23 protein-coding genes, 1 other RNA gene and 1 riboswitch are annotated in these 23,050 nt (G+C 63.2%); of the genes, 14 read left to right on the top strand and 10 right to left on the bottom strand.

The features are described 5' to 3' along the window. Positions 1-22: 22 nt before the first annotated feature. The 5 genes from ACSQ20_RS15480 (at position 23) to cobA (ending at position 4,635) form a co-directional block, all read left to right on the top strand. Positions 23-562, top strand: coding sequence for a DUF934 domain-containing protein (locus ACSQ20_RS15480; RefSeq protein ID WP_436021420.1), 540 nt, complete (start codon positions 23-25; stop codon positions 560-562). Continuing rightward, positions 559-1,338: a phosphoadenylyl-sulfate reductase gene (locus tag ACSQ20_RS15475; protein ID WP_436021418.1), complete on the top strand. Its 780-nt coding sequence runs from the start codon at positions 559-561 to the stop codon at positions 1,336-1,338. Before ACSQ20_RS15480 ends, ACSQ20_RS15475 begins: the two co-directional genes overlap by 4 nt. An 89-nt stretch (positions 1,339-1,427) precedes the next feature. Further along, positions 1,428-2,390: a sulfate adenylyltransferase subunit CysD gene (gene cysD / locus ACSQ20_RS15470; RefSeq protein ID WP_436021416.1), complete on the top strand. Its 963-nt coding sequence runs from the start codon at positions 1,428-1,430 to the stop codon at positions 2,388-2,390. A gap of 88 nt (positions 2,391-2,478) precedes the next feature. Further along, positions 2,479-3,792, top strand: a complete 1,314-nt coding sequence (locus ACSQ20_RS15465; RefSeq protein WP_436021414.1) for a sulfate adenylyltransferase subunit 1 — start codon at positions 2,479-2,481, stop codon at positions 3,790-3,792. 66 nt (positions 3,793-3,858) lie between these two features. Beyond that, a complete protein-coding gene (cobA, locus tag ACSQ20_RS15460) occupies positions 3,859-4,635 on the top strand; it encodes a uroporphyrinogen-III C-methyltransferase (protein WP_436021412.1) in 777 nt (258 codons plus the stop codon). Between the two features lie 53 nt (positions 4,636-4,688). On the opposite strand, the gene ACSQ20_RS15455 is transcribed toward cobA, so the two are convergent. The 4 genes from ACSQ20_RS15455 to lptF all read right to left on the bottom strand — a co-directional run bounded on the left by ACSQ20_RS15455 (position 4,689) and on the right by lptF (position 8,440). Further along, positions 4,689-5,591: an HAD family hydrolase gene (locus ACSQ20_RS15455; protein ID WP_436021410.1), complete on the bottom strand. Its 903-nt coding sequence runs from the start codon at positions 5,589-5,591 to the stop codon at positions 4,689-4,691. Between the two features lie 195 nt (positions 5,592-5,786). Continuing rightward, positions 5,787-6,170 (bottom strand): sirohydrochlorin chelatase, encoded by a 384-nt coding sequence (locus tag ACSQ20_RS15450; protein WP_436021408.1) that lies wholly within the window; start codon positions 6,168-6,170, stop codon positions 5,787-5,789. A gap of 19 nt (positions 6,171-6,189) precedes the next feature. Beyond that, on the bottom strand, positions 6,190-7,338 hold the full coding sequence (gene lptG, locus ACSQ20_RS15445) for an LPS export ABC transporter permease LptG (RefSeq protein WP_436021406.1): 1,149 nt from the start codon (positions 7,336-7,338) through the stop codon (positions 6,190-6,192). 4 nt (positions 7,339-7,342) lie between these two features. Beyond that, complete coding sequence (lptF, locus tag ACSQ20_RS15440; RefSeq protein ID WP_436021404.1) at positions 7,343-8,440, bottom strand: LPS export ABC transporter permease LptF; 1,098 nt, start codon at positions 8,438-8,440, stop codon at positions 7,343-7,345. 138 nt (positions 8,441-8,578) lie between these two features. Between lptF and ACSQ20_RS15435 the strand changes: the two genes are divergently transcribed. From ACSQ20_RS15435 to ACSQ20_RS15425, 3 genes are all read left to right on the top strand, one after another. After that, complete coding sequence (locus tag ACSQ20_RS15435) at positions 8,579-10,138, top strand: leucyl aminopeptidase (RefSeq protein ID WP_436021402.1); 1,560 nt, start codon at positions 8,579-8,581, stop codon at positions 10,136-10,138. Positions 10,139-10,184: 46 nt separating this feature from the next. Continuing rightward, complete coding sequence (locus ACSQ20_RS15430; RefSeq protein ID WP_436021400.1) at positions 10,185-10,601, top strand: DNA polymerase III subunit chi; 417 nt, start codon at positions 10,185-10,187, stop codon at positions 10,599-10,601. Between the two features lie 133 nt (positions 10,602-10,734). Continuing rightward, positions 10,735-11,367, top strand: coding sequence for a DUF2486 family protein (locus ACSQ20_RS15425; RefSeq protein ID WP_436021398.1), 633 nt, complete (start codon positions 10,735-10,737; stop codon positions 11,365-11,367). 36 nt (positions 11,368-11,403) lie between these two features. Here the strand turns inward: ACSQ20_RS15425 and ilvD are convergent, their stop codons facing one another. Then, on the bottom strand, positions 11,404-13,077 hold the full coding sequence (gene ilvD / locus ACSQ20_RS15420) for a dihydroxy-acid dehydratase (protein ID WP_436021396.1): 1,674 nt from the start codon (positions 13,075-13,077) through the stop codon (positions 11,404-11,406). 180 nt (positions 13,078-13,257) lie between these two features. On the opposite strand from ilvD, the gene ACSQ20_RS15415 reads away from it, so the two are divergent. Both ACSQ20_RS15415 and lgt read left to right on the top strand, forming a co-directional pair. Beyond that, positions 13,258-14,256 carry a LysR substrate-binding domain-containing protein gene (locus ACSQ20_RS15415; RefSeq protein ID WP_436021394.1) on the top strand — a complete coding sequence of 333 codons (999 nt, stop codon included), beginning with the start codon at positions 13,258-13,260 and terminating at the stop codon, positions 14,254-14,256. Positions 14,257-14,325: 69 nt separating this feature from the next. Continuing rightward, the gene (lgt, locus tag ACSQ20_RS15410) at positions 14,326-15,225 is read left to right on the top strand and encodes a prolipoprotein diacylglyceryl transferase (protein ID WP_436021392.1); all 900 of its coding nucleotides are present in this window, start codon (positions 14,326-14,328) and stop codon (positions 15,223-15,225) included. 51 nt (positions 15,226-15,276) lie between these two features. Here lgt and ACSQ20_RS15405 read toward each other — a convergent pair whose 3' ends face one another. The 5 genes from ACSQ20_RS15405 to ACSQ20_RS15385 form a co-directional block, all read right to left on the bottom strand. After that, positions 15,277-16,014: an SIMPL domain-containing protein gene (locus tag ACSQ20_RS15405; protein WP_436021390.1), complete on the bottom strand. Its 738-nt coding sequence runs from the start codon at positions 16,012-16,014 to the stop codon at positions 15,277-15,279. 85 nt (positions 16,015-16,099) lie between these two features. Beyond that, positions 16,100-16,564 (bottom strand): EVE domain-containing protein, encoded by a 465-nt coding sequence (locus ACSQ20_RS15400; RefSeq protein WP_436021388.1) that lies wholly within the window; start codon positions 16,562-16,564, stop codon positions 16,100-16,102. A 69-nt stretch (positions 16,565-16,633) separates the two neighbouring features. Then, positions 16,634-16,815: non-coding RNA, 6S RNA (gene ssrS / locus ACSQ20_RS15395), on the bottom strand. A 48-nt stretch (positions 16,816-16,863) separates the two neighbouring features. Further along, positions 16,864-17,187: a cell division protein ZapA gene (locus ACSQ20_RS15390; protein ID WP_436021386.1), complete on the bottom strand. Its 324-nt coding sequence runs from the start codon at positions 17,185-17,187 to the stop codon at positions 16,864-16,866. After that, positions 17,184-17,555 (bottom strand): ATPase, encoded by a 372-nt coding sequence (locus ACSQ20_RS15385; protein ID WP_436021384.1) that lies wholly within the window; start codon positions 17,553-17,555, stop codon positions 17,184-17,186. Before ACSQ20_RS15385 ends, ACSQ20_RS15390 begins: the two co-directional genes overlap by 4 nt. A 169-nt stretch (positions 17,556-17,724) precedes the next feature. Beyond that, a riboswitch (cobalamin riboswitch) is annotated at positions 17,725-17,956 on the top strand. A gap of 87 nt (positions 17,957-18,043) precedes the next feature. On the opposite strand from ACSQ20_RS15385, the gene ACSQ20_RS15380 reads away from it, so the two are divergent. From ACSQ20_RS15380 to cobT, 4 genes are all read left to right on the top strand, one after another. Then, complete coding sequence (locus ACSQ20_RS15380) at positions 18,044-19,939, top strand: TonB-dependent receptor plug domain-containing protein (RefSeq protein WP_436021382.1); 1,896 nt, start codon at positions 18,044-18,046, stop codon at positions 19,937-19,939. Positions 19,940-19,958: 19 nt separating this feature from the next. Further along, the gene (locus ACSQ20_RS15375) at positions 19,959-21,011 is read left to right on the top strand and encodes a FecCD family ABC transporter permease (RefSeq protein ID WP_436021380.1); all 1,053 of its coding nucleotides are present in this window, start codon (positions 19,959-19,961) and stop codon (positions 21,009-21,011) included. Beyond that, complete coding sequence (locus ACSQ20_RS15370) at positions 21,008-21,814, top strand: ABC transporter ATP-binding protein (protein ID WP_436021378.1); 807 nt, start codon at positions 21,008-21,010, stop codon at positions 21,812-21,814. The genes ACSQ20_RS15375 and ACSQ20_RS15370 overlap by 4 nt, the downstream gene beginning before the upstream one ends. A 106-nt stretch (positions 21,815-21,920) precedes the next feature. Continuing rightward, entirely contained in the window at positions 21,921-23,033 is a 1,113-nt protein-coding gene (gene cobT / locus ACSQ20_RS15365; RefSeq protein ID WP_436021376.1) for a nicotinate-nucleotide--dimethylbenzimidazole phosphoribosyltransferase, read from the top strand. Positions 23,034-23,050 lie beyond the last annotated feature (17 nt).

The following is a 23,050-nucleotide window of genomic DNA, read 5'->3' as shown; positions in this document are numbered from 1 at the left end:
CGCACGAAAGGAACATTCGCAGATGACTTCGATTATCAGGAACCGCGGCGTCGTCGAGGACGATTGGCATGTCGTGCGTGCCGCGGAAGACGGTGCGTTGCCTGCCGTCGATGCGCTGCCGGCGGGCCGCGTGCTCGTGCCGTTCGCGTTGTGGCAGGCGTCGCGCGAAGCGCTCGTCGCCACGCGCGACGCCGCCTCGATCGGCGTGTGGCTCGCGCCTGACGACGAGCCGGCCGACCTCGTGGCCGACTTCGACAAGATTGCGCTGATCGGCGTCGATTTCCCTGTGTTTCGCGACGGCCGCGGCTATAGCATCGCGCGTCTGCTGCGCGAGCGTTACGGCTGGCGCGGCGAGTTGCGCGCCATCGGCGACGTGTTGCGCGATCAATTGAACTACATGGCGCGTTGCGGTTTCGACGCATTCGCCGTGCGCGCTGACAAGGACATCCATGACGCGCTGCGGGCGTTCAGCGAGTTTTCGGTGCAATACCAGTCCGCCGTCGATACGCCGCAGCCGCTCTTTCGTCGTCGCGCGGCACACCCGGGGGAGCAGCTCGCATGAATACCGCTGTCGTCAATCCGACTGAGCTGGCCGTCGAAGTCGACGCGGCTGCGCTCGCTGCGAAGATCGAGCGTCTCGATGCGCTGATCGATTCGATTGCCGCGCGTCATGCGTCGGTCAAGCTCGCGAGCAGCCTCGCGGCCGAAGACATGGTCCTCACGCATGCGATCTTGTCGCGCGGCGCGGCAATCGGCATCTTCTCGCTCAATACCGGGCGCTTGCATCCGGAAACGCTGGGCATGCTCGATCGTGTTCGCGAACGCTATGGTTATCAGATCGAGCAATTTCATCCGCAGGCCGACGCAATCGATGCCTACGTCGCCGACCATGGGATCAACGCGTTCTATGAAAGCGTCGAGTTGCGCAAACGCTGCTGCGAGATCCGCAAGGTGGAGCCGCTCAATCGTGCGCTCGCCGGCGTGCAAGCCTGGGTGACAGGGCAGCGCCGCGAGCAGTCGGTCACGCGCGCCGAACTCCACGAAGAAGAGCATGATGCGGCGCGCGACATCGCCAAGTACAACCCGCTCGCCGATTGGAGCGAGGCCGAGGTATGGGCTTATCTCAAACAATTCGATGTGCCGGTGAACCCGTTGCATGCGCGAGGCTATCCGAGCATCGGCTGCGAGCCTTGCACGCGCGCCATTCGTCCGGGCGAAGATAGCCGGGCAGGGCGCTGGTGGTGGGAGTCGCGCGACACGAAAGAGTGTGGCTTGCATATCAGCACGATTGAGATCGTCCCGGAAGCCGCGCACCCTGTCATCGGAAGCGCAAGGTAAGACGCAAGCAACGCCGTACACGAATGCCGCCGACGCGGCCGCAATGGCCGCCGCCGCGCCGGGCAGGCAAACGATAGGAACAGACAAACATGAGCACGATTCTCGAACCCTCCGCAACGACCCCGCTCGCCGTGACCTCGACCCGCATGGACCACCTCGATTGGCTCGAAGCGGAATCGATCCACATTCTGCGCGAGTTGGTGGCCGAGTGCGCCAAGCCTGCACTGCTGTTTTCGGGCGGCAAGGATTCGGTGGTTGTGCTGCATCTGGCGCTCAAGGCGTTCGGCCTGGGCGCGCACCGCAAGACGGCCTTGCCGTTTCCGCTCGTTCACATCGACACGGGCCATAACTACGACGAGGTGATCGACTTTCGCGATCGGCGTGCGCAGCAAATCGGTGCGCAACTCGTGGTCGGGCATGTCGAAGATTCGATCAAGCGCGGCACGGTACGCCTGCGCCGCGAGACCGATTCGCGCAACGCCGCACAAGCGGTGACGCTGCTCGAAACGATTGCGCAGCACGGGTTCACGGCGATGATTGGCGGGGCGCGGCGCGACGAAGAAAAAGCGCGCGCCAAAGAGCGCATCTTCTCGTTTCGCGACGAGTTCGGCCAATGGGACCCGAAGGCGCAACGTCCGGAGCTGTGGAGCCTGTATAACGCGCGTTTGCATCAAGGCGAGCATCTGCGCGTGTTTCCGATTTCGAACTGGACCGAGCTGGATGTGTGGCAGTACATCGCGCGCGAGGGGCTCGAGCTGCCGTCGATTTACTACGCGCATCGCCGCGAGATCGTGCGACGCAATGGGCTGCTCGTGCCGGTGACGCCGCTCACGCCGATGCGGGAGGGTGAGGTGAGCGAACAGGCGCTGGTGCGCTTTAGGACGGTGGGCGATATCAGCTGCACGTGCCCGGTGCAAAGCGATGCGGACGACCTCGAGAAGATCATCGCCGAGACGGCGGTGACCGATATCACCGAGCGCGGCGCCACGCGCATGGACGATCAGGCGTCCGAAGCCGCGATGGAGCAGCGCAAGAAGCAGGGTTACTTCTGATTGCTCAGGACTGCTAACGAACGCTTAAGCGAAGCCACGCACACGTACACGCACACACATGCACACGGAAACACACAAGGCAGGACCTATGAACACACATGAACCGGCGGATCTCGGCGTGCTGCGCTTTATCACCGCGGGAAGCGTCGACGACGGCAAGAGCACGCTGATCGGGCGCCTGTTATACGACAGCAAGGCGGTCCTTTCGGACCAACTCTCGGCGCTCTCGCGCGCGAAGATGAAGCGCACGGTGGGCGACGAGATCGATTTGTCGCTGCTGACCGACGGCTTGGAAGCGGAGCGCGAGCAGGGCATCACGATCGATGTGGCGTATCGCTATTTCGCCACGGCCAAGCGCAAGTTCATCATTGCCGACACGCCGGGCCACGAGCAGTACACGCGCAACATGGTGACGGGCGCGTCGACCGCGCATGCGGCGATCGTGCTGATCGACGCCACGCGCGTGACGTTCGAGCAGGGCGCGGCCGTTTTGCTGCCGCAAACGAAGCGTCATAGTGCGATTGTGAAGCTGCTGGGTTTGCAGCATGTGATCGTCGCGATCAACAAGATGGATTTGGTGGAATTCAGCGAGGCGCGCTTTAACGAGATTCGCGATGCGTACGTGCAGCTCGCGCAGCAATTAGGCTTGGTGGATGTGCGGTTCGTGCCGGTATCGGCGCTCAAGGGCGACAACATCGTGACGGCGAGCGAGCGTATGCCGTGGTATGCGGGCGAGCCGCTGTTGGACGTGCTCGAAGCCTTGCCGGTGGCGCAGCCCGCCGGTGAGGCGCTGCGCTTTCCGGTGCAGTGGGTGGCGCGTCAGGACGGCGCGAGCGCGGACGATTTCCGCGGCTACATGGGCCGCGTGGAAGCGGGCGAGGTGCGCGTGGGCGATGCGCTGACCGTGTTGCCGGCGGGGCGCGCGGCGACGGTGGCGGAAATCATCGCACCGGTGCCGGGCGGCACGGCCGCGGTGACGCGCGCGTTTGCGGGGCAGACGGTGACGATCCGTCTGACCGAGGACGTGGATGTGTCGCGCGGTGACACGTTCGTGGGCGCGCAAGCGGCGTTGCAGCCGGCGAAGAAGTTGGAAGCGGATTTGTGCTGGTTCGACGAGGAGCCGCTCTCGACGCAGCGCAAGTATTTGCTCAAGCAAACGACGAATACGGTGTTCGCACGCGTGTCGGCCGTGAACGAGGTGCTCGATGTGCACACGCTCGCGCATTCGAGCGAGCGGCACAATCTGACGATGAACGATATCGGGCGCGTGGCGCTGACGCTGCAAAAGCCGGTGGTATGCGATGCCTACGACGAGCATGCGGGCACTGGTGCGTTCGTGTTGATCGACGAAGCCACACATCATACGGTGGCGGCCGGCATGATTCGTGCATACTCGAACTGACGCGGCCTGAACGACGGCCGCTCGCTCGAACGATGAGTGAACAGAACGAACCGGACGGATGGCGCAATGGGTAAGGTGTATTTGATCGGTGCAGGGCCTGGGGCAGCGGATCTCATTACGGTGCGCGGTGCTCGGTTGTTGGGCATGGCTGACGTCGTATTGCACGATGCGCTGGTCGAACCCGACATGCTCGCCTATGCTCCGCCGGGCGCCCGCAAGATCGCCGTCGGCAAACGGTGTGGCCGCCGCTCGACGGCTCAGCAGTTCATCAACAAGCAGATTGTTGACGCGGCGCGTGCTCACGCGCTGGTGGTGCGCTTGAAGGGCGGCGACCCGATGCTGTTCGGCCGGGCCGATGAAGAGATGCGTGCGCTCGAGGAAGCGGGCATCGAATATGAGGTCGTGCCGGGCATTACGGCTGCGCTGGCGGCTGCCTCGGCTGTCAAGCGCTCGCTGACGCTGCGTGGCGTGTCGCGCAGCGTGGCGCTGGCCACGCGCAGCCGCGCGCCCGACAGCGAGGCGATTCGCGAGCAGGTGAACGCCGATTCGCTGGTGTTTTATATGGGCCGCGACAGCGCGCCCGAAATCGCGCAGGAGTTGATCGATGCGGGCCGGCCGGCCGCGACGCCTGTGGCGATCGTCGAGGCATGCAGCACGCCGCGCGAGCGCACATTGACGCTCACGTTGGAAGCGCTCGCGATGGGCGAAGCGCAACAATGGCTCGACGCGGCCCAACCTAGCTTGCTGATGATCGGTGAAGCATTCGCCGAGCGCAAAACGCTACTGCCCGTTTCGCGGCAAGACGAGATGGCTGACGAGCAGCGGGCGCGCGTGGCGGCATAAGGCAGATGTCCGTCACGGCGCGGCTGCCCTCTAGTCCTCTGCAAGCATGCGGTTTAGCGACCCCGCTCAGCCAACCACTGCTCGTTCAACTCGGGAAAGTCTGTGAACACGCGCGTGCGGCCTTCGGGCGTCTGTCCGAAGTCTTCGCGCGCCATCGTGTCATTGACGATGCCCGTCGCCCACGTACCCGACGGACGCACGCCTTCTGAGGCGAGCACGCCCCCTCGCGTGTCGTCGAGCACGAAGCATTCGCCCGGTGATTGACCGACTCGCGCAGCGCCTGTTTCGTAACCCTCGGGGTTGGGTTTTGCAGCCACGTCGCTTCCGGTGACTACTTGCTTCTGCGTCCGGAAATATTGGTCAAGCCCGGTTTGCCGGATCATCGGCCACGCGTTTTTCTCCACGCTATTGGTGACGATCGCGAACGGCACGTCTTTTTCTTGAGCCAATTTCAGAAAGTCGTGGACGCCATCTCGTGCATGTATTGGGTCTTTCTCAATCAATTCCCGGAAAATCTCGTCTTTGCAGTCCGCCAAAAACGCTGCCTCATCCGGCGTAAAGCGTCGGCCAACTCGCGTGCCGAGCGTCATGATGATTTGGGCATTGCTGCCAGTGAAGGCATCGGGCTCATGGGGTTCGAGCTTGAGACCCAACTGTTCTTTGCAGAAAAGAACCCATGAGTGGGCCTGGAGTTGCGCGCTATCGACGAGCGTGCCATCGAGGTCGAGCAACGCTGCGCGCGGGGGCCCCGAGCGCTCGTCTTTCCCCGTTACGGAAAAGAGGAAGCTGAGAGGCGCGCGGGTGTCTCCCCCGCTTCGCCGGCCCGTCGCCACAAGCCCGCCCAACTCGGCTGGAGGCGTGCCGCGCCCTTGCGGTTGCACACTGTTTTGAAACGCGGAACTGTTGCCTAGCGGCGCGCCCCCACCGGGGATGCCGGATGGTTCTCCAACTTTCATGTCGATCCTCCTGTCGAAGATTCAGTTGCATTTGCGTCGCCAATCCCGCCGGTAGTGCAGGATTGCAACCGCGTGGCACCTTTCTGAGGCGCCATGCACCTTGAGCACGCATGTTAAGTGGCTCGCATCATTTCAACAGTGCGGAGGCGAAAGGCAGAGGGATAAAACGAATTTGGTTGCGGATCAATTCGCGTGTCAGTGACCGATCTGTCGCAGGCAGTATGCCGCCAATGCATCGAGCACCGCATCGTCTTCCCCAACCGGTTCAGCGCAGCGAATCTCGATGCCGACATGCTGAGCGCGGCATAGATCAATAACGGCCGGCAGATCGCGCCGGATATGGCCGCCCACACCGACGAATACCGGAACGACCGTCACGGCCGTGCAGCCGGCCACCACTTGCGCGGCGATGGCCGTCGGCAGATCGGGCGTCATCAGTTCGAGGAACGCGAGATCGACGCGCGTATCGGGCCCGGCGAGCGCGCCTAGTTTGGAGGCGAGCCGTTCAAATGGCTCGGCCCAGCGTGCATCGCGCGCGCCGTGGCCGAAAAGGATGATGCCATTGCGTACCGTCGCCATGATGATTGCGCTCCGAATGTCAATGCCGGTCGACCCACTTCAACGCGACGAAGCCGAGCACGAGATAGATCAGCGCAGGGGTGGCTGCCGTTACCGGCGCGGGCCACGTGTTCAGCATACCGATATGCGAAAACAGCGTGTTGATCAACTGAAAGCTCATACCGAGCATGATGCCGCCAAACACTTTCACCCCGACGACGCCAGCGCGCGTATGCAGATAAGCGAACGGTAGCGAGAGAACGAGCATGACCAACACGGCGAACGGGTAAAGCAGCTTTTTCCACAGAGCGATCTCGTAGCGCTGCGTATCTTGCCGATTCTCCGTCAAATGCTGGATGTAGCGAAACAGATTGAACATCGACATCCGATCGGGCGAAATCAGCAACACCGAAAGGATTTGCGGCGTGAGCTCCGAGCGTAGCGAGTACTCTGGCAACGTGGTTTGCGTCGCGCGGTAAACGGGGTTGAGCGCATCGGTGGGCGTCGCTGCGGACGGCGCGATACTCGCGAGATTGGTGTCGCTGACGCCCTTGAGCAACCAATGCCCCGCGCCTTGATAGCGCCCGCTTTGCGCAATCCGCACGTTGGTCAGCTCGAATTTGGAATCGAATTCGTAGATGCGCACATTGCTGATCGACGTATCCGGCATCAGCTCGCCGACGTTGACGAAGCGCGTCACCCGTTGCCCGTCTTCGCGCGCGGTCAGCGTGTCCTTGACCCACACACCGGAGGCGAAGTTAGTCGACACGGCGGAGCCGAGCGCCTCGAGCCGCACACGCTCGGAGAGTTGATCCGAGTAGGGGCCGACCACTTCCCCGATGAAATAGGTCAGTGCCACGAGCGGAATGCCGATTTTGAGCAGTGAGCGCAACGCCTGGCCGGTCGAAAGGCCCGAGACGCGGAAAATCGTGTACTCGGAGTTGGCCGCCATCTGCGCGAACACGTAGATGGCGCTGATCAACCCGGCCACGGGGATGATTTCATAGAACCGCGATGGCGTTTGCAGCGCGACGCGCACCACCGCGTAGCCGAATTTGTAGTTACCGTGCCCGACCGTGTTCAATTCGTTGATGAGGTCGAAAAAGAAGAACAACCCGGAAAACGCGAACAGAATGAAAACAAAAGCGAAATAGATCTGCCGGGCGAAATACTTTTCGTAAATGCGCATGGCGTTACGCTCCCCGGGCTCGGGCAAACATCGCGCGCGAAATGAGCGGCCGATTGCGCACGCGCAGCCAGAACACGGCGACGACGATGGCCGTCACGATCAGATGCAGGCCCAGCAGACCAACGACGAACGACATCCGGCCTTGCTCGACCCACGATTGCACGACGTTGAGCAGGTTCGAGTACGTGAGGAAAATAAGCACGGCCATCACGAGGTTGATCGTGCGCCCGCGGCGCGGATTCTGATAGGCAAGCGGAATGCCGAGCAGCATCAGGTTGATCGCCATCAACGGCAGTCCTGTGCGCCACGCAAATTCGGCAAGATTGTTATGGCTCGGATGATGCAGCAACGCGAGCGTCGGCAAGCCGGTCGTGGTGGGCCGGTTGACCACGGGCTGCTGCGTGATCTTCACGCCATAGCGCTCGAATTCCATGATGCGAAAGTCGGGCTTGGCGGGCTCGCCGTCGTAACGGCGTCCGTTTTCGAGCACGACGAAGCGTGAGCCGTCCTTCGCCGTTTCCGTGTGGCCTTCTTTCGAGACGACAACGTTGATCTTGCCATGCTCGGTGCTGGTGACGAATACGTTCTCGACGTGCGCCTGATCGGGCGTCATTTTCTCGACGAAGAAGACACGATTGGTCGCAGGCGATTCGCGGAATTGACCCGGTGCGAGCAACGACACTTCGTCGCGTTGCTGAAAGCGCGTGCGGATCAACTTGCTCTGCGCGTTCGACCAGGGCCAGCCGACGTAGGCGAAAAAAGCGATAAGCACGAGCATCGGCGCGGCGAACGTCGCAATCGGCTTGATGAAGCGCGTGAGGCTCACCCCCGAGGCAAGCCATACGACCATTTCGGAGTCGCGGTACCAGCGCGTCAGAACGAACAGGATCGAGACGAATAGCGTGACGACGAGCATCACGGCGATATAGCCGACGACGGTCAGGCCGATGAGGACGATGACGTCCTTCGGATCGATTTGCCCCGATGCGGCGAAGCCGACGATGCGTATCATCATCGTCGTGAGGAAAATGGTCAGCAGCACCATGAATACGGCGCCTGCCGTATACGCGAGCTCGCGCTGCAAAGAGCGTTCGAAAATCATCGTGATGAGCGAGGGCAGGGGCGGGGAACGCTGACGGTGCGCGTCGCGAACCGACGCCGCGAAAAAATAGCGGATAATTGCGGCTGCTCGGCTACGTCTTTCATAGCAACACGCCGATTTTATCCGAGGACAAGCGCGATGGACTTTAGCATAAAAGCCTGTGATTGGACGAAAGGCTTGCCGAAAGGCTCGACGAAGGGCACGCCGAAAGGCGCGTCAACAGGCTCTCCGGCGGCCTTCCTTACCGGGAAATCGGATTGCATCGTGCTCGGGGTGTTCGAAGCACAGACACTCACGGGCGCTGCCCTCGAGATCGATACCGCAACGAAGGGCCTCATCACGCGCGTCGTGAAAGCCGGCGATATGCAAGGCAAAAGCGGCACGACGCTCTTTTTGCCCGAAGTCTCGGGCATCGGTGCCTCGCGGGTGCTGCTCGTCGGTCTGGGCAAGCAAGACGCGTTCGGTCAGAAAGCCTATGGCGACGCCGTACGCGCCGCGTGGCGTGCGCTGCTCGGTACGAAGATCGTTCAGGTGACGTTCACGCTTGCTCAAGCACCGGTGAAAGGACGCACGGCGGACTGGGCCGTGCGCGCCGCCATCGTCGCGCTGCGCGGCGAGACTTACCAGTTCACGCAGATGAAGAGCAAGCCCGAACCGGTGCAGCACGCGCTCAAGCGCGTCGTCTTCAGTGTGGACGCGGCCGACGAGAAAGCGGCCAAGGCGGCGGCCAAAGAAGGTGTGGCGCTCGCGAACGGCATGGACCTTGCTCGCGACCTGGGCAATTTGCCGGGCAACGTGTGTACCCCGACCCACCTCGCCCATACCGCTAAGAAGCTCGCTAAGGACTGGAAGCTCAAGGTTGAGGTGCTCGGCACCAAGCAACTCGAAGCGCTGAAGATGGGCTCGCTTTTGTCGGTGACGCGCGGCTCGGCTCAGCCGCCGCAGTTCATCGTCATGCAGTATCAGGGGGCGGGCGCGAAGGCCGCCCCCGTCGTGCTGGTCGGCAAGGGCATCACGTTCGATAGCGGCGGCATTTCGCTCAAGCCGGGTGAAGGCATGGACGAAATGAAGTACGACATGTGCGGCGCGGCATCGGTGTTCGGCACGCTGCGTGCAGCGGCGGAACTCGGGCTCAAGCTAAACGTCGTCGGCATCGTGCCCGCGTGCGAGAACATGCCGAGCGGTACGGCAACGAAGCCGGGCGACATCGTGACGAGCATGTCCGGTCAGACCATCGAGGTACTCAATACCGACGCGGAGGGCCGACTCGTGCTGTGCGACGCGTTGACCTATGCCGAGCGGTTCAAGCCGGCTGCGGTCGTCGATATCGCGACGCTCACAGGCGCCTGCATAATTGCATTGGGCCACCACATGAGCGGGCTCTTTTCGAAGGACGACGCGTTGGCAGGCGAGCTGCTCGATGCTTCACGCGAAGCGTCCGACCCGGCATGGCGCATGCCGATCGAAGACGAGTATCAGGAGCAATTGAAGTCCAACTTCGCGGACGTCGCCAATATCGGCGGGCGTCCGGCCGGCAGCGTGACCGCCGCGTGCTTTTTGTCGCGCTTCACCGAAGCCTATCCGTGGGCGCACCTCGATATTGCGGGTACCGCGTGGAAAAGCGGTGCGGCCAAAGGCTCGACCGGGCGACCGGTGCCGTTGCTGCTGCAATTCCTGATCGATCGCGCGGCGCAGTGATGGCGGGTTGCCGTACCGAGGGCGCATCCGTAGAGGTGGTGCCGCAATGACGCGCATCGACTTCCATACGAACGTCGGGGATTCGCTGCTCTACGCGTGTCGTCTGGTTCGCAAGGCTTATCTTGCGGGCCAGGCGGTGGTCGTGCTCGCCGACGCAGCGCGGCTGCGGGCATTCGACGAGCGGCTTTGGACCTTTTCGCCACTCGATTTCGTGCCGCACTGCGCAGTTGGTGACGCGCTTGCGGCGCGTACGCCGGTCGTGCTGACCGAGACCGTCGATACTGCGCCGCATCATCAGATCTTGCTGAATCTCGGTGCCGCGGTGCCGCCGCAATTCGCCCGCTTCGAACGGCTGCTCGAAATCGTCGGTAATGACGAGGCGGAACTTGTCGCCGGTCGCGATCGCTATCGGTTCTATCGCGATCGCGGCTATGCGCTGAACAATTACAAGCAAGGCGCCTAAGGCTTGGCGCGGATAAGCGCCTCGTCACGCACTATCGTTTGTCCGATGGCTGCGCGAGCGAGGTGTCATCGTAGCCTCGCGGGCGTTCGTCCCACCGAGGCGGGCCGATTCACCATCATCAGGGAGAGTAGTCGTGGTCGATCCCAAGCATTCCGAGGACGTCAACGATCCTGACGATCCAGATTCGATTCCAGTACTGATCGATGTGCTCGTGGCCGGCCGGCCGCCGATGCCGCGGACGGTGCATGAGGACGCTGCTGCGCAGCCCGCGGCACACGATGCCGTGTCGCAAGTCGCAAGTGAGCACAAGGACAAGCACAAGGACGAGGACCGGCGACGCGGAGCGGAAGAATCGATAGAGGCCGCGCGAGCGGCACAATTGGCCGATTTCGTCGAACCGGCTCTGCAAGAGACGCCTGCATCAGCCGCACCGGAGCCGATTGCATCAGCGCCTTTCGAACCAGCCGCGCCCGATCGCCCGGCTGTCATGGTGGAGGCGGATTCCGCCGACTTGAGCGAGCGCGATGCCGAACATCTTGCCGAGCGCTTGCGTGTGCGCTTTGCCGGCTATCTGCGCGAAGAAGGGCGCGGCGTGATCGAAGCGCGCTGCCGCGATGCGTTGCAAGAGCACACGAGCTGGCTCGTGCGCCAAGTGACGCGAGAGGTTGCGCTTGCGCTCGAAGGCGAAGTGGTAGGGTGGGTGCGCGACGCGGTGCGCGAGGAGCTCGCCGCACACCGCGCCGCGCGCCGCCAGGATACGCCGTAAGCCCTAACCCCTAACGACGGCGCGTCGCAAGAAGCCTCAGCCTGTCACCGCGCCGGTCGTGGCGGGCTGCGCGAGCGCCGCATATTTGGCCAGCACGCCGCGCGTATAACGGGGCGCGGGTTGCTTCCATGCGGCGCGGCGGCGCGCGAGTTCGGCGTCGTCCACGTTCAACTGCAACAGCAGTTTGTGGGCATCGATCGTGATCGAATCGCCTTCCTGAACAAGCCCGATGGCGCCGCCGATGAACGCTTCGGGCGCGACGTGGCCAACCACCATTCCCCAGGTCCCACCCGAAAAGCGTCCGTCGGTGATCAGCCCGACTGATTCGCCGAGCCCCTTGCCGATCAGCGCCGAGGTGGGCGCGAGCATTTCGGGCATGCCCGGGCCGCCTTGCGGGCCAAGATAGCGCAGCACGAGCACGTCGCCCGCTTTGATCTTGTCGTCGAGGATCGCGGCAAGCGCGCTTTGCTCGTCGTCGAAGACGCGCGCAGGGCCGGTGATCACCGGGTTCTTGAGGCCCGAAATCTTGGCGACGGCACCTTCCACAGCAAGGTTGCCCTTCAGGATCGCCAAGTGACCTTCCGAGTACAGGGCCCGGTCGATCGGGAAAATGACCTGCTGGTCGGCGCGCGGCACGCTCGGCACGTCTTTCAGTTCTTCGGCGAGCGTCTTGCCGGTGATCGTGATGCAATCGCCGTGCAGCAAGCCTGCATCGAGCAGAATCTTCATGACCTGCGGAATGCCGCCCGCGCGATGCAGGTCGGTTGCCACATACTCGCCCGACGGCTTCAGGTTGCAGATGACAGGCACGCGCCGGCGCACGCGCTCGAAGTCGTCGATCGTCCACTCGACTTCGGTTGCATGGGCGATGGCGAGATAGTGCAACACGGCGTTGGTCGAGCCGCCCGTGGCCATGATGACAGCCACCGCATTTTCGATCGACTTGCGCGTGATGATGTCGCGCGGCTTCAGGTCTTGCTTGACCGCCTCGACGAGCACGCGTGCCGATTCCGCGGCCGAGGTCACTTTCTCGTCATCGGGGTTGGCCATCGTCGACGAGTAGAGCAGCGACATGCCGAGCGCTTCGAACGACGAGCTCATCGTATTGGCCGTGTACATGCCGCCGCACGAGCCGGTGCTTGGGCAGGCGTGCTGCTCGATGCCATCGAAATCCTCTTGCGTCATACGCCCGGCTGTGAATTCGCCAACGGCCTCGAACGACGAGACGATCGTCAGATCCTTGCCCTTCCAGTTGCCCGGGCGGATCGTGCCGCCATACACATAGATGCCCGGCACGTTGATGCGCGCGAGCGCGATCATGCCGCCCGGCATGTTCTTGTCGCACCCGCCGATCACGACCACGCCGTCCATCCACTGACCCTGCACGCAAGTCTCGATGCAATCGGCAATGACTTCGCGCGAGACGAGCGAGTATTTCATGCCTTCCGTGCCCATCGACATGCCGTCGGAAATCGTCGGCGTGCCGAAAATCTGCGGATTCGCGTTCGCGTCCTTGACCGCTGCAACGGCCGCGTCGGCCAGGCGCTGCAAGCCGGCGTTGCACGGCGTGATGGTGGAGTGTCCGTTGGCAACGCCGATCATCGGCTTGTCGAAATCGTCCTTTTCGTAGCCGAGCGCGTAATACATCGAGCGGTTCGGCGCGCGCGCGACACCCTGGGTGATGTTTTTGGAGCGGCGGTTATAAGGCATGGTGGGGACTCCGGTTCGTTCGCGGGTTATTTGGTTTGCATCTGCGAAAAAGCGGCGGATCAGCGTCTTTTCGTTGTCTCACCGGCCGCTTGAGCGCCAAGGTCGCGCCAGAATGCCCTGACTCACAACATGTGTCCAATATATTATTCAGCACTGATTAGGTCGAAAAGGATATCAACGATGCCCCCCGATTTGCGCCAGCTTCGCTATTTTGTCGCCGTCGCCGAAGAACGGCATTTCGGGCGTGCCGCGCAGCGCTTGTCGATGACGCAGCCGCCGCTCTCGCAGGCAATCCGCTCGCTCGAAGAGGCGCTTGGCGTCGAATTGTTTGCGCGCACGAAGCGTACCGTCGAATTGACGGCGGTCGGGGCCGATTTGCTGCCGGAAGTGCGCAAGCTGCTCGCCCTGGCCGACGGGCTGCGCCCGTTGGCGCAAAGTCTGGTGCGCGGGGAGGCAGGCTCGCTTGCGCTGGCATTCGTCTCGACGGCCGATTACGGTTTGCTGCCGCAGTTGTTGCGCGAATTTGCGGTGCGCTATCCGCGCGTGCGGCTGCAGCTTGCCGAGGCGACGAGCGACGTTCAGATAGAGGAACTCGTCGCGGGCCGCATTGACGCGGGGCTTATCATTCCGCCGCTGCCGCCGCGCCATGCGGCGTCGTTGAGCTATTTGCCGGTCATGCGCGAGCCGCTCGTCGCGGCATTGCCAAGCACGGCGGTGTTGGGTGCGCATCGTGCGGGCCGGGCCCGAGGCCGAGTCCAAGGCCAGCTAAGCGGCGAGCCGCCCGATTGGGACGACGCGCCTGTCACGCTTACCGAACTGGCCGAATTACCGCTCGTGATCTTCCCTCGCCGTTTGGCGCCAGGCTTTTATGACATCATTACGGGCTGCTATGGCGCGGCGGGTTTGACGCCGCGCATCGGGCAGGAGGCGATCCAAATGCAGACGATCGTCAGCCTCGTGTCTGCGGGCATGGGCGTCGCGCTCGTGCCGCAGTCGTTGCGCAACTTGCGCCGCACCGGCGTGGTCTATCGTCCGCTGGCCGAGCGCGCGCCGATCGTCGAGACAGGGCTCGTTTGGCGCACAGCCGAAGTCAGCCCGGTGCTGGCCGGGTTGCTCGATGTCGTGCGCAGCCATGTCGCGGCGGCTTCGGCGCTTACGCGTCGCGGCCGCAAAGCCTGATTCGTTCCATCGCTCCATCAACTGTTCGAACCCGTTCACATTACTGCTCAACGCCCGATACCACACACGATGCTGATCCATCCCAATTTCGATCCGATTGCCATTCATCTCGGGCCGCTCGCCGTGCGCTGGTACGGCCTCATGTACCTCGTCGCGTTCGTGATGGCGATCGTCGTCGGGCGGCTGCGGCTGCGGATGCCGCACGTCGCGGCGCAAGGCTGGAACGTGCGCGATATCGACGACATGCTGTTTTACGGCGTGCTTGGCACGATCATTGGCGGGCGCCTCGGCTATGTCTTGTTTTACAAACCGGACTATTACTTCATGCACCCGCTCGACGTGTTCAAGGTCTGGCAAGGGGGCATGTCGTTTCATGGCGGTTTTCTCGGCGTAACGTTGGCCATGGTGCTATTCGCGTTTCAGCGCAAGCGAACCTGGCTGCAGGTTACTGATTTCGTCGCGCCGATGGTGCCGGCGGGGCTCGCGGCGGGCCGGCTCGGCAACTTCATCAACGGGGAGTTGTGGGGTCGCGTGACGGACCCGTCAGCGCCCTGGGCGATGATGTTCCAAAGTGCGTCGGAAGACGATGCCCATTGGCTGATCACGCACCCGGTGCTCGCGGCCAAGTGGCATCTCGTCGAGATTTTCGCGCAATACCACATGCTGCCCCGGCATCCGTCCGAACTCTATGAAATCGCGCTCGAAGGCATCGTGCTCTTTTTCGTGCTCTGGTTCTTTGCGCGTAAGCCGCGTCCGGTCGGCGCGGCGTCGGCTGTCTTTCTGATCGGCTATGGGCTTGCCCGTTTCATCGTTGAATTTGCGCGCGAGCCCGACGATTTTCTCGGCTTGCTCGCGCTTGGATTCTCGATGGGGCAATGGCTTTCGATACCGATGATCGTCGCCGGCGTTGCGCTTTTCGCTTGGTCGTACCGGCGCGCAAGTAAGGAGCCGGCAGCGCTTGCGCGCTAAACACCGGGCGGGCCGTGACGCGAGTGCGGCGCGTGCTGCCCCGTGTCGTCGTCAGCGGCTCATTTGCACCGAGCCCGAGACATTCACTGTTACACGCGCTTTGCCGGCTTCGATGGGCAGCGGCGCCGCCTCGGGCGCCGCCATCGCGCGCATCGCGAACATCGGGCGCGGCGACGGCATTTCGCTGCCGATGTTGACCTCGCGTATCGTGTAGCCGCCATAGCCGAACGCACGCGTCGCCGATTCCGCCGCTTTACGGAACGAGGCAATGGCGTCACCCGTCAGCTTGTCGGCGGTCGCGCGTTGTGCCTCCGGCGAGAGCGAAAACGCGACATTGCCCACTTGCATCGTAGTGTTCAATTGGCCAGCAAGCTTCGAGGCGGCGGCGAAATCGCGCGACTCGAGCACGACCTCGGTGCGTCCGCGCCAGGCGGAGATATGGCCGTTACGGTCGGTCGATGGTGAAATCGAAAACGTACCGGTCCGTGCGCTCACGCCGGCCACACCTTTTGCCTGTGCAAGCGCGGCGGCCGTGCGCTTGTTGAGCGCGTCTGTCAACGAGCCCGCATCGGACGCTTCTTGCTCGTAAAAGAGCGTGATGTCGACGACGTCCTGTGCGACTTCATTGCTTGCCTGCGCCGACAGCGACAGCACGCCCGACGGCACGGCGTTCTCGGACATCGGCATCGTGGCGGCGTGGGCCGAACGGGGTGCGAGCGCGGTCAATGCGGTGATCGACATCAGCGTCGTGGCGCTCAGCAATGCGAAGGTGAAGGCGGTTTTTCTCATCTCAGGTCCTTGTTATAGAAACTATCGAAACAGCAGATTGAGAGATTAACCGAGTTCGTATGGCGCGATAGGCAGGCGGTCGTTCCTAGCCTCCGGTCAGTTGCTTGGTGATGAAGCGCCATTCGGCTTCGGTCACCGGCGTGATCGACAACCGGTTGCCCTTGGCGAGCACGCGCATGTTGGCGAGCTCCGGGTGGGCGCGCAACGCGGCGAGCGCAATCAGCGGTGTCTTTTTAACGAAGCGGACGTCGACGAGCATCCACCGCGGTGTTTCCCGCGTCGATTTCGGGTCGAAATAGGGGCTTTTCGGGTCGAATTGCGTCGGGTCCGGATAGGCGCGCGAAACCACTTCGGCCAACCCCGCGATGCCCGGCTCGGGGCAGCTCGAATGATAAAAGAGCACGCCGTCGCCAAGCTGCATCGTGTCGCGCATGAAGTTGCGCGCCTGATAATTGCGTACGCCCGTCCACGGCAATGTGCGTGACTTCGCGGCGAACAGATCGTCGATGCTTGCTTCGCTCGGTTCGGACTTCATCAGCCAATAGCGCATAGTGACTTCCCGTGACACCGCACACGCACCGCAAATGAAAACGGCATCGGAATAACCGATGCCGTTGAATAAATCCCCACCTTGGCCGCTAGGCCGGCATCCTGAACCGAGGATTCAGAATTGGTCGCAGTTAGCCGCACTTCGGGTACATCAGACAGAGTGACGCGCACACCCGTGCTGCAAATTTCCGCAACCGTGCACATGGCATTGGTTCAAGGAATTTATGACCTTGGCGAACCAGGCAGGGAAGCCGTAAAACTTGTGTAAACCTAAACTTTGCGAACGATTACCGCTCGTGCTTACCTAGCTTCAAGGGCTTCGTTTTGCCCCAGTACCGCACCGAGTTGCTCATTCATTTGGCGCATTGTACGCCGGATTTCCTCGGCCGGGAATGCTTCGCCATGACGAATACTTTCCTGCAGCCGCACGAGCTCGGAAGCCAGCGACAGCGCGGCCATCACCGCAATGCGATCGGTACCGCGCACGTTGCTGTGGCTACGCACCTTCGTCATTTCGGTATCGACGCGTGCGACAGCCTCGAGCAGTGCCGCCTCGGTTTCCGGTGAGCAGGCGAGACGATACGTCTGGCCGAGAATCGAGGCTTCGATCTGTTTCGTCGTCATGCGGTGTCTCCGTGCTGGGCAGCGCCGTTGCGTGCCGCTTCGCGTGTTGCCTCAGTTTCGCCCGTGCCGCCCGACAGCAAATCGAGCTGGGAGTCGGCGTCATAGGGGCTCTTGCCGCGCGGCAATTTTTCGAGAATCACGTTCAGGCGGACTTGCGCATCGTCGATCTTCGCAAGCAGCGTGTCGCGCTCGACTTGCAGCGCGTTGCGTTCGTCGCGCAAAAGGGCCAACTCGGCGCGTGCGGCGTCGTTTTCCGCGCGCAATTGCGTGAGTTGCTCTTCGAGCGCGTGACGGGCTTGCTGATGGCGTTCGTTGATCGCAATCAGCAAGCCGATGTTTTGTGACAGGGTTTCGAGTTCGTTAAGCATCTGCGGCGTCCTCTAAAGACTTGTGCATTTTAGCGCGGAATACGGAGCCGTCCGACCTCTGTCTCGTTTCCAGACGTAACAACCCCCCGCATTTTTGTGCCTACGGAGCGTCACGAGACGCCAACCCGGTGCGAATGCGGCGATTCTTGACGGTGTCCATGCGCCGCTCCTACACTTGCGGCACTTTGGTGCCCGCGTGCGGTCCGATGCGCGCGGTTAAACGGGAAACAGGGAGCGAAGTCCGCCCGGACGAGCCAACCTGTGCTGCCCCCGCAACGGTAAGCGATACGCCGCGCGTGACGCGCGCGAGAGAGGTCCGATGCCACTGCGCACTGCGCTGCGTGGGAAGGCGGACCCGATAGGTCGCCAGCCCGGATACCGGCCAAAGGGGGGAGTGCGGCGCATCGTACCAGCGCGTCGCACTTATGACACGGTGGCCTGCGGGTGGCGGGCTGACTGTCTCGTCCGACAGGAAAGACCACACAATAATGTTCTCGACCTTGCTTCACAAGGCGTTGTTCGTTGCGTTCGCTGGCTTGCCGCTGGCCGCGTTCGCTCAAGCTTCGAACGATGTATCGTCACCTTCTGCTGCTTCTGCTGCTTCCGCCGAGGAAAGCGAACAGACGCTCGCACCAGTTGTCGTGACGGCCCAGCGCGCCCCGCAGCCGATCGCCGACGCTATCGCGCAAACGACGCGCTTTACGCGTCGCGACATCGACGACGCGACAGCCACGGACCTGCCCGAGTTGCTCGCGCTTGCACCGGGCGCGCAAATCGCGCGCTCGGGCGGGCCCGGCGCCAATTCGACGCTGATGTTGCGCGGCGGCTCGGCCACGCAGTCACTGGTGCTGATCGACGGCGTGCGCGTCGATTCGGTGAGCCTCGGACAAGCGCAGATCGCGCAAATTCCGCTCGCGCAGATCGATCATGTCGAAGTGGTCAATGGCGACGTCTCCGCGCTTTATGGGTCCGGCGCGATGGGGGGCGTCGTGCAGGTCTTCACGAAGGACGGCGGGGCACACCCGCCGCGCTTTCACTTCTCGCTCGGCTACGGCAGCTATCACACGCAAAAGCAGGAGGCGGGAGTCGAAGGTGCGTTCGACAAAGAGGGCAAGACGACGTTCAGTTTCAATGTGGCGCGCTTCAAGAACGATGGATTCTCATCGATCGACCCCGCTTTGGCGCCGAATGCCAATCCGAATGCAAACGGTTATTTGAACGAGAGCGTGTCGGCGATGGTGCGCCACAAATTCAGCGATAAATGGGACGCCGGCGTGCGCGCGTTCCAGTCCAACGGCAATGCCAGTTTCGATAACGCCTATGGCTCGCCTACCGACATCAACAATCTCTATAGCAAGGTGCGTCAAGCGTCGGTGTTCGCCAACGGCAAGCTGACCGACTGGTGGACCGCGCATTTCACGGCGGCCGAGGGCGACGATCGGAGCGTCGAGAAGGTCAATGGCGTCTACGACAACCGTTTCGATACCGAGAACCGGCAATACACCTGGCAAAACGATTTCAAGCTGACGCCGGAACACAAACTGCAATTGGGCTACGAACATCTCGATCAGCAGCTCGATTCCGATACAGTCAGCGCGCCGCAGCGCCATGTCGATTCGGTATTCGTCGGCTATGCGGGGCGCTTCGGCGCTAACCGGATACAGGCCAATGTGCGGCGCGACCAATATTCGGATTTCGGCGGCGCCAATACCTATTACCTCGGCTATGGCTACGATTTCACCGAGCATTGGTCCGCGACGGGCAGCTATTCCAGCGCATTTCGCGCGCCAAGCTTCGATGACCTCTATTATCCCGGCAGCGGCAATCGATCCATTCGGCCCGAGCGCAGTCATTCGATCGAAGCGGCGCTGCAGTACGCGTCGGATTCGCTCGGGGTGATGCGCTTGACGGCGTTCCAGACCACCTATACCGATCTGATCAACTACGTGGCGACGCAAGGCGGACTCTATTATCTGGCCGAGAACGTCGGCCGTGCGAAAGTGCAGGGCATCGAAGGGTCGTGGCGTGGGCGGATCGGCAAAACGGACGTCCGTGCGGCGCTGACGGTGCAAAATCCTGTCGATGAAGACAACCGGACCGATCTCAATCGGCGTGCAAGGCACTTTGCGTCGTTCTCGGCGAATCGTGGGGTCGGGCCGTGGCGGTTCGGCGGCGAATGGATCGTCAGCGGCGCGCGCAACGATAGCGGCAACACGCTCGGCGGCTACGGCATCGTGAACCTCTCGGCGCGCTATCACGTGACGAAGGCTTGGTACGTCGCAGCGCAAATCCAGAACCTGTTCGACAAGCACTATGAGCTCGCCTATCCCTATAACACCCCGCGGCGCAGTGCGTTCATCACGCTCGGCTGGCAGCAGCAATGATGCCGCTTAACGCCGTCGTATGGCTGGGCAAGCCGCTATGAACCGGCTCGCGTCTGTCGCGCGTGCCCCGATGAACGGCAAGCGTGCCGCGCTGATCTGGCTCGTGCTCGGTAGCTGCGCATTCGCAGTCTTCGTTGCGGCGCTCACGCTAGGGAGTGTCGAGATTTCGCCGACGCGCGCGCTGTTGGCGCTCGTGCATGCGCGTGCGGGCAGCACCGACCCGCTCGACGAAATCGTGCGGACGCTGCGCTTGCCGCGCGCGCTTGCAGGCTTCGCGTGCGGTGGGTTGCTCGCGTTGGCTGGCGCGCTGTTGCAGGTTCTGCTGCGCAATCCGCTGGCCGAACCGTATGTGCTCGGTGTGTCCGGCGGCGCGGCCGTCTTTGCCGTGCTCGCTATGCTCGGAGGGGCGGCATGGTGGCTCGTCGACGCCGCCTCGTTCGCCGGCGCGCTGATCTCCATCGCCCTCGTGCTCGGTTTTGCGCGCCGCGCGTTGAGCGCGGGCGAGCCGCAGGAGGCGTCGCCGCGGCTCTTGCTGACGGGCGTCGTGCTGGCAACGGGATGGGGGGCGTGCATCACGCTGCTGCTGACGGTCGCGCCCGACGAACGGCTGCGCAGCATTCTCTTTTGGCTGACAGGCGATCTGAACGGCGCGGCGAGCCCGTGGCCCGCGCTCGTTGCACTCGCGCTCGCGCTCGCCGTCGCTACGCCTGTTGCGCCTCAACTGAACGTCCTGCTGCGCGGTGAAGCGCTGGCGCTCGCGCTCGGTGTGCCTGCGGGCCGCCTGCGTTTGCGCATCTACCTCGTCGCGTCGCTCGCGGCCGCTGCGGCCGTTACGACGGCTGGCACGATCGGCTTCGTCGGGCTCGTCGTGCCGCACGCGTTGAGGCTCGTCTGCGGCAACGATCAACGCATGCTCGTGCCGGCGTCGGTGCTGGCGGGCGGTGTGGCCGTGATGGGGGCCGATCTTGTCGCGCGCACGATCGTCGCGCCCGCGCAGTTGCCGGTCGGTGTCGTGACGGCCTTGATCGGTGTGCCCGCGTTCTTGTGGATGCTTGCCAGGAGGCGGCGATGAGCGGGCAGCCGTTCGACGCATCTGCGATTTCGCTCGATGTGCGCGGGCTGACGCTGCGCGCAGGCACGCGCACGTTGCTCGCCGATTTCACGCAGACGTATCGTGCGGGCGAAATCTGGTGCATCGCCGGGCCGAACGGTGCCGGCAAAACGACGCTGATCTCGACGCTCGCGGGCCTGTTGCAGCCCGCGCAGGGGCATGTGGCGCTCGACGGCGTGCGCATCGACGCGTGGCCGCAGGCCAGCTTGGCGCGTCGACGAGCGTTGATGCCGCAAAGCACGCATGACGCGTTCAGTGCAAGCGTGCTCGACATCGTGCTTTTGAACCGCTTTCCGTACCTGACCGGCTGGGGCTGGGAGGCCGAGAGCGACCGTGCCGCGGCGCAGGCGGCGCTCGATGCGTTCGCGCTTGGCACGCTCGCGGCGCGCGACGTGCGTTCGCTTTCGGGCGGCGAACGCCAGCGCGTCGCGCTTGCCGCCGCCATCTGTCAGGACGCGCCGCTGGTGTTGCTCGACGAGCCGCTCGCGCATTTGGATCTGCATCATCAGATCGATTGCCTCACCGTGCTTGGAGCATGGCTGCGCGAGGCGCCGCGCACGGTCATATTTTCATGTCACGATCTGAACCTCGCCCGGCGTTTCGCGACGCACGCCGTACTCATGCACGGCGACGGGACTGCCGAGGCAGGTCCTGTACGCGAGGTCCTGACGCCAGCGCTTGCGAGCCGCGCATTTGGCTATCCGCTCGTGCTGATCGAAGCCGAGGGCTATGAGGCGCTCGTGCCGGCGTGGCGGACGTCATGAAATCATCATCTCCGTTCGACGTGGCGGCGTTTTTGCTGTGCGCCTTGCCTGTGTCCGCTTACTTGCTTTTCTTGCCGTTGCAGCACCCAACCGACCCATCCATCGTATGAACGCTCCGCTGCCGTTGCCCGTCGTCCGCCCGCTCGACCGCTCGTTTAGCGCCAAGCTGGTTCGCATCATCGACACTAAAACCAAACCTCCCGGCAGCCTCGGCATGCTCGAAACGCTGGCTTGCCAGATCGGCACGATTCAGCGGTCGATACACCCGTCGATCGAGCGGCCCACGATCATTGTATTTGCCGGGGACCACGGCATTGCCGAGGAAGGCGTGAGTCCTTATCCGCAGGCCGTGACCGCGCAAATGGTCGCCAATTTCGTCGCGGGCGGGGCGGCCATCAATGCGTTCAGCGGGGTCGCGGGGTTGACGCTCGAAGTCGTCAACGCAGGGGTTGCCACGCCGCTCGACGCGTTGCCCGGGCTCGTCGATGCGCCGATCGGCCGCGGCACCCGTAACTTCGCACGCGAGCCGGCCATGACGCGCGACGAGGCGTTGGCCGCGATCGCGGCAGGCGCCGCACGCGTGCGCTATCACGCCGCGCTCGGCACCAATGTGATCGGCTTCGGCGAAATGGGCATTGCGAACTCGTCGTCGGCCGCTTGCCTGATGAGCCGGCTTTGTGGCCTGCCGATCGATGCATGCGTTGGCCGCGGCACCGGGCTCGACGACGCCGGGCTCGCAAAAAAGCGCAGCGTGCTCGAAGCAGCGCTCGCGCGTCACAAGGCCGCTCGCGAGCCGCTTCACGTGCTCGCGACGTTCGGCGGCTTCGAGATCGCGATGATGACCGGCGCTTACCTTGCCGCCGCGGAAGCCAACATGACGATCGTCGTCGATGGCTTCATCGCGACTTCGGCGCTCGTCGTCGCCCATGCGTTGGCGCCGGCCGTACTCGATTATTGCGTGTTCGCGCATTGCTCCAACGAGGCCGGGCACCGGCGCATGCTCGAGTACTTCGCCGCGGCGCCGCTGCTCGCACTCGATATGCGGCTTGGCGAAGGCACGGGTGCAGCGCTCGCGCTGCCGCTTTTGCGCGCCGCTGTCGCGTTCGTCAACGAGATGGCGAGCTTCGAGTCCGCCGGCGTGACCGATCGCGATGACCGCAGTGACCGCGACACGCCGGGTGCCCACGGCGCCTCCGACGGCGCGCACCTCACCCAATGACAAGCGATCGCGGCGAG

The organism is Trinickia sp. LjRoot230 (genome assembly GCF_964253315.1).
Lineage (GTDB): Bacteria > Pseudomonadota > Gammaproteobacteria > Burkholderiales > Burkholderiaceae > Trinickia.
The sequence above is the reverse complement of the archived record's forward strand: the minus strand, read 5'-3'. Positions and strand labels throughout refer to the sequence as shown.

Bases quoted from the DNA above. Each gene is read 5' to 3' on its own strand.
- ACSQ20_RS15480 (WP_436021420.1), top strand. From the start codon at position 23: ATGACTTCGATTATCAGGAACCGCGGCGTCGTCGAGGACGATTGGCAT.
- ACSQ20_RS15475 (WP_436021418.1), top strand. From the start codon at position 559: ATGAATACCGCTGTCGTCAATCCGACTGAGCTGGCCGTCGAAGTCGAC.
- cysD (WP_436021416.1), top strand. From the start codon at position 1,428: ATGAGCACGATTCTCGAACCCTCCGCAACGACCCCGCTCGCCGTGACC.
- ACSQ20_RS15465 (WP_436021414.1), top strand. From the start codon at position 2,479: ATGAACACACATGAACCGGCGGATCTCGGCGTGCTGCGCTTTATCACC.
- cobA (WP_436021412.1), top strand. From the start codon at position 3,859: ATGGGTAAGGTGTATTTGATCGGTGCAGGGCCTGGGGCAGCGGATCTC.
- ACSQ20_RS15455 (WP_436021410.1), bottom strand. From the start codon at position 5,591: ATGAAAGTTGGAGAACCATCCGGCATCCCCGGTGGGGGCGCGCCGCTA.
- ACSQ20_RS15450 (WP_436021408.1), bottom strand. From the start codon at position 6,170: ATGGCGACGGTACGCAATGGCATCATCCTTTTCGGCCACGGCGCGCGC.
- lptG (WP_436021406.1), bottom strand. From the start codon at position 7,338: ATGCGCATTTACGAAAAGTATTTCGCCCGGCAGATCTATTTCGCTTTT.
- lptF (WP_436021404.1), bottom strand. From the start codon at position 8,440: ATGATTTTCGAACGCTCTTTGCAGCGCGAGCTCGCGTATACGGCAGGC.
- ACSQ20_RS15435 (WP_436021402.1), top strand. From the start codon at position 8,579: ATGGACTTTAGCATAAAAGCCTGTGATTGGACGAAAGGCTTGCCGAAA.
- ACSQ20_RS15430 (WP_436021400.1), top strand. From the start codon at position 10,185: ATGACGCGCATCGACTTCCATACGAACGTCGGGGATTCGCTGCTCTAC.
- ilvD (WP_436021396.1), bottom strand. From the start codon at position 13,077: ATGCCTTATAACCGCCGCTCCAAAAACATCACCCAGGGTGTCGCGCGC.
- ACSQ20_RS15415 (WP_436021394.1), top strand. From the start codon at position 13,258: ATGCCCCCCGATTTGCGCCAGCTTCGCTATTTTGTCGCCGTCGCCGAA.
- lgt (WP_436021392.1), top strand. From the start codon at position 14,326: ATGCTGATCCATCCCAATTTCGATCCGATTGCCATTCATCTCGGGCCG.
- ACSQ20_RS15405 (WP_436021390.1), bottom strand. From the start codon at position 16,014: ATGAGAAAAACCGCCTTCACCTTCGCATTGCTGAGCGCCACGACGCTG.
- ACSQ20_RS15400 (WP_436021388.1), bottom strand. From the start codon at position 16,564: ATGCGCTATTGGCTGATGAAGTCCGAACCGAGCGAAGCAAGCATCGAC.
- ACSQ20_RS15390 (WP_436021386.1), bottom strand. From the start codon at position 17,187: ATGACGACGAAACAGATCGAAGCCTCGATTCTCGGCCAGACGTATCGT.
- ACSQ20_RS15385 (WP_436021384.1), bottom strand. From the start codon at position 17,555: ATGCTTAACGAACTCGAAACCCTGTCACAAAACATCGGCTTGCTGATT.
- ACSQ20_RS15380 (WP_436021382.1), top strand. From the start codon at position 18,044: ATGTTCTCGACCTTGCTTCACAAGGCGTTGTTCGTTGCGTTCGCTGGC.
- ACSQ20_RS15375 (WP_436021380.1), top strand. From the start codon at position 19,959: ATGGCTGGGCAAGCCGCTATGAACCGGCTCGCGTCTGTCGCGCGTGCC.
- ACSQ20_RS15370 (WP_436021378.1), top strand. From the start codon at position 21,008: ATGAGCGGGCAGCCGTTCGACGCATCTGCGATTTCGCTCGATGTGCGC.
- cobT (WP_436021376.1), top strand. From the start codon at position 21,921: ATGAACGCTCCGCTGCCGTTGCCCGTCGTCCGCCCGCTCGACCGCTCG.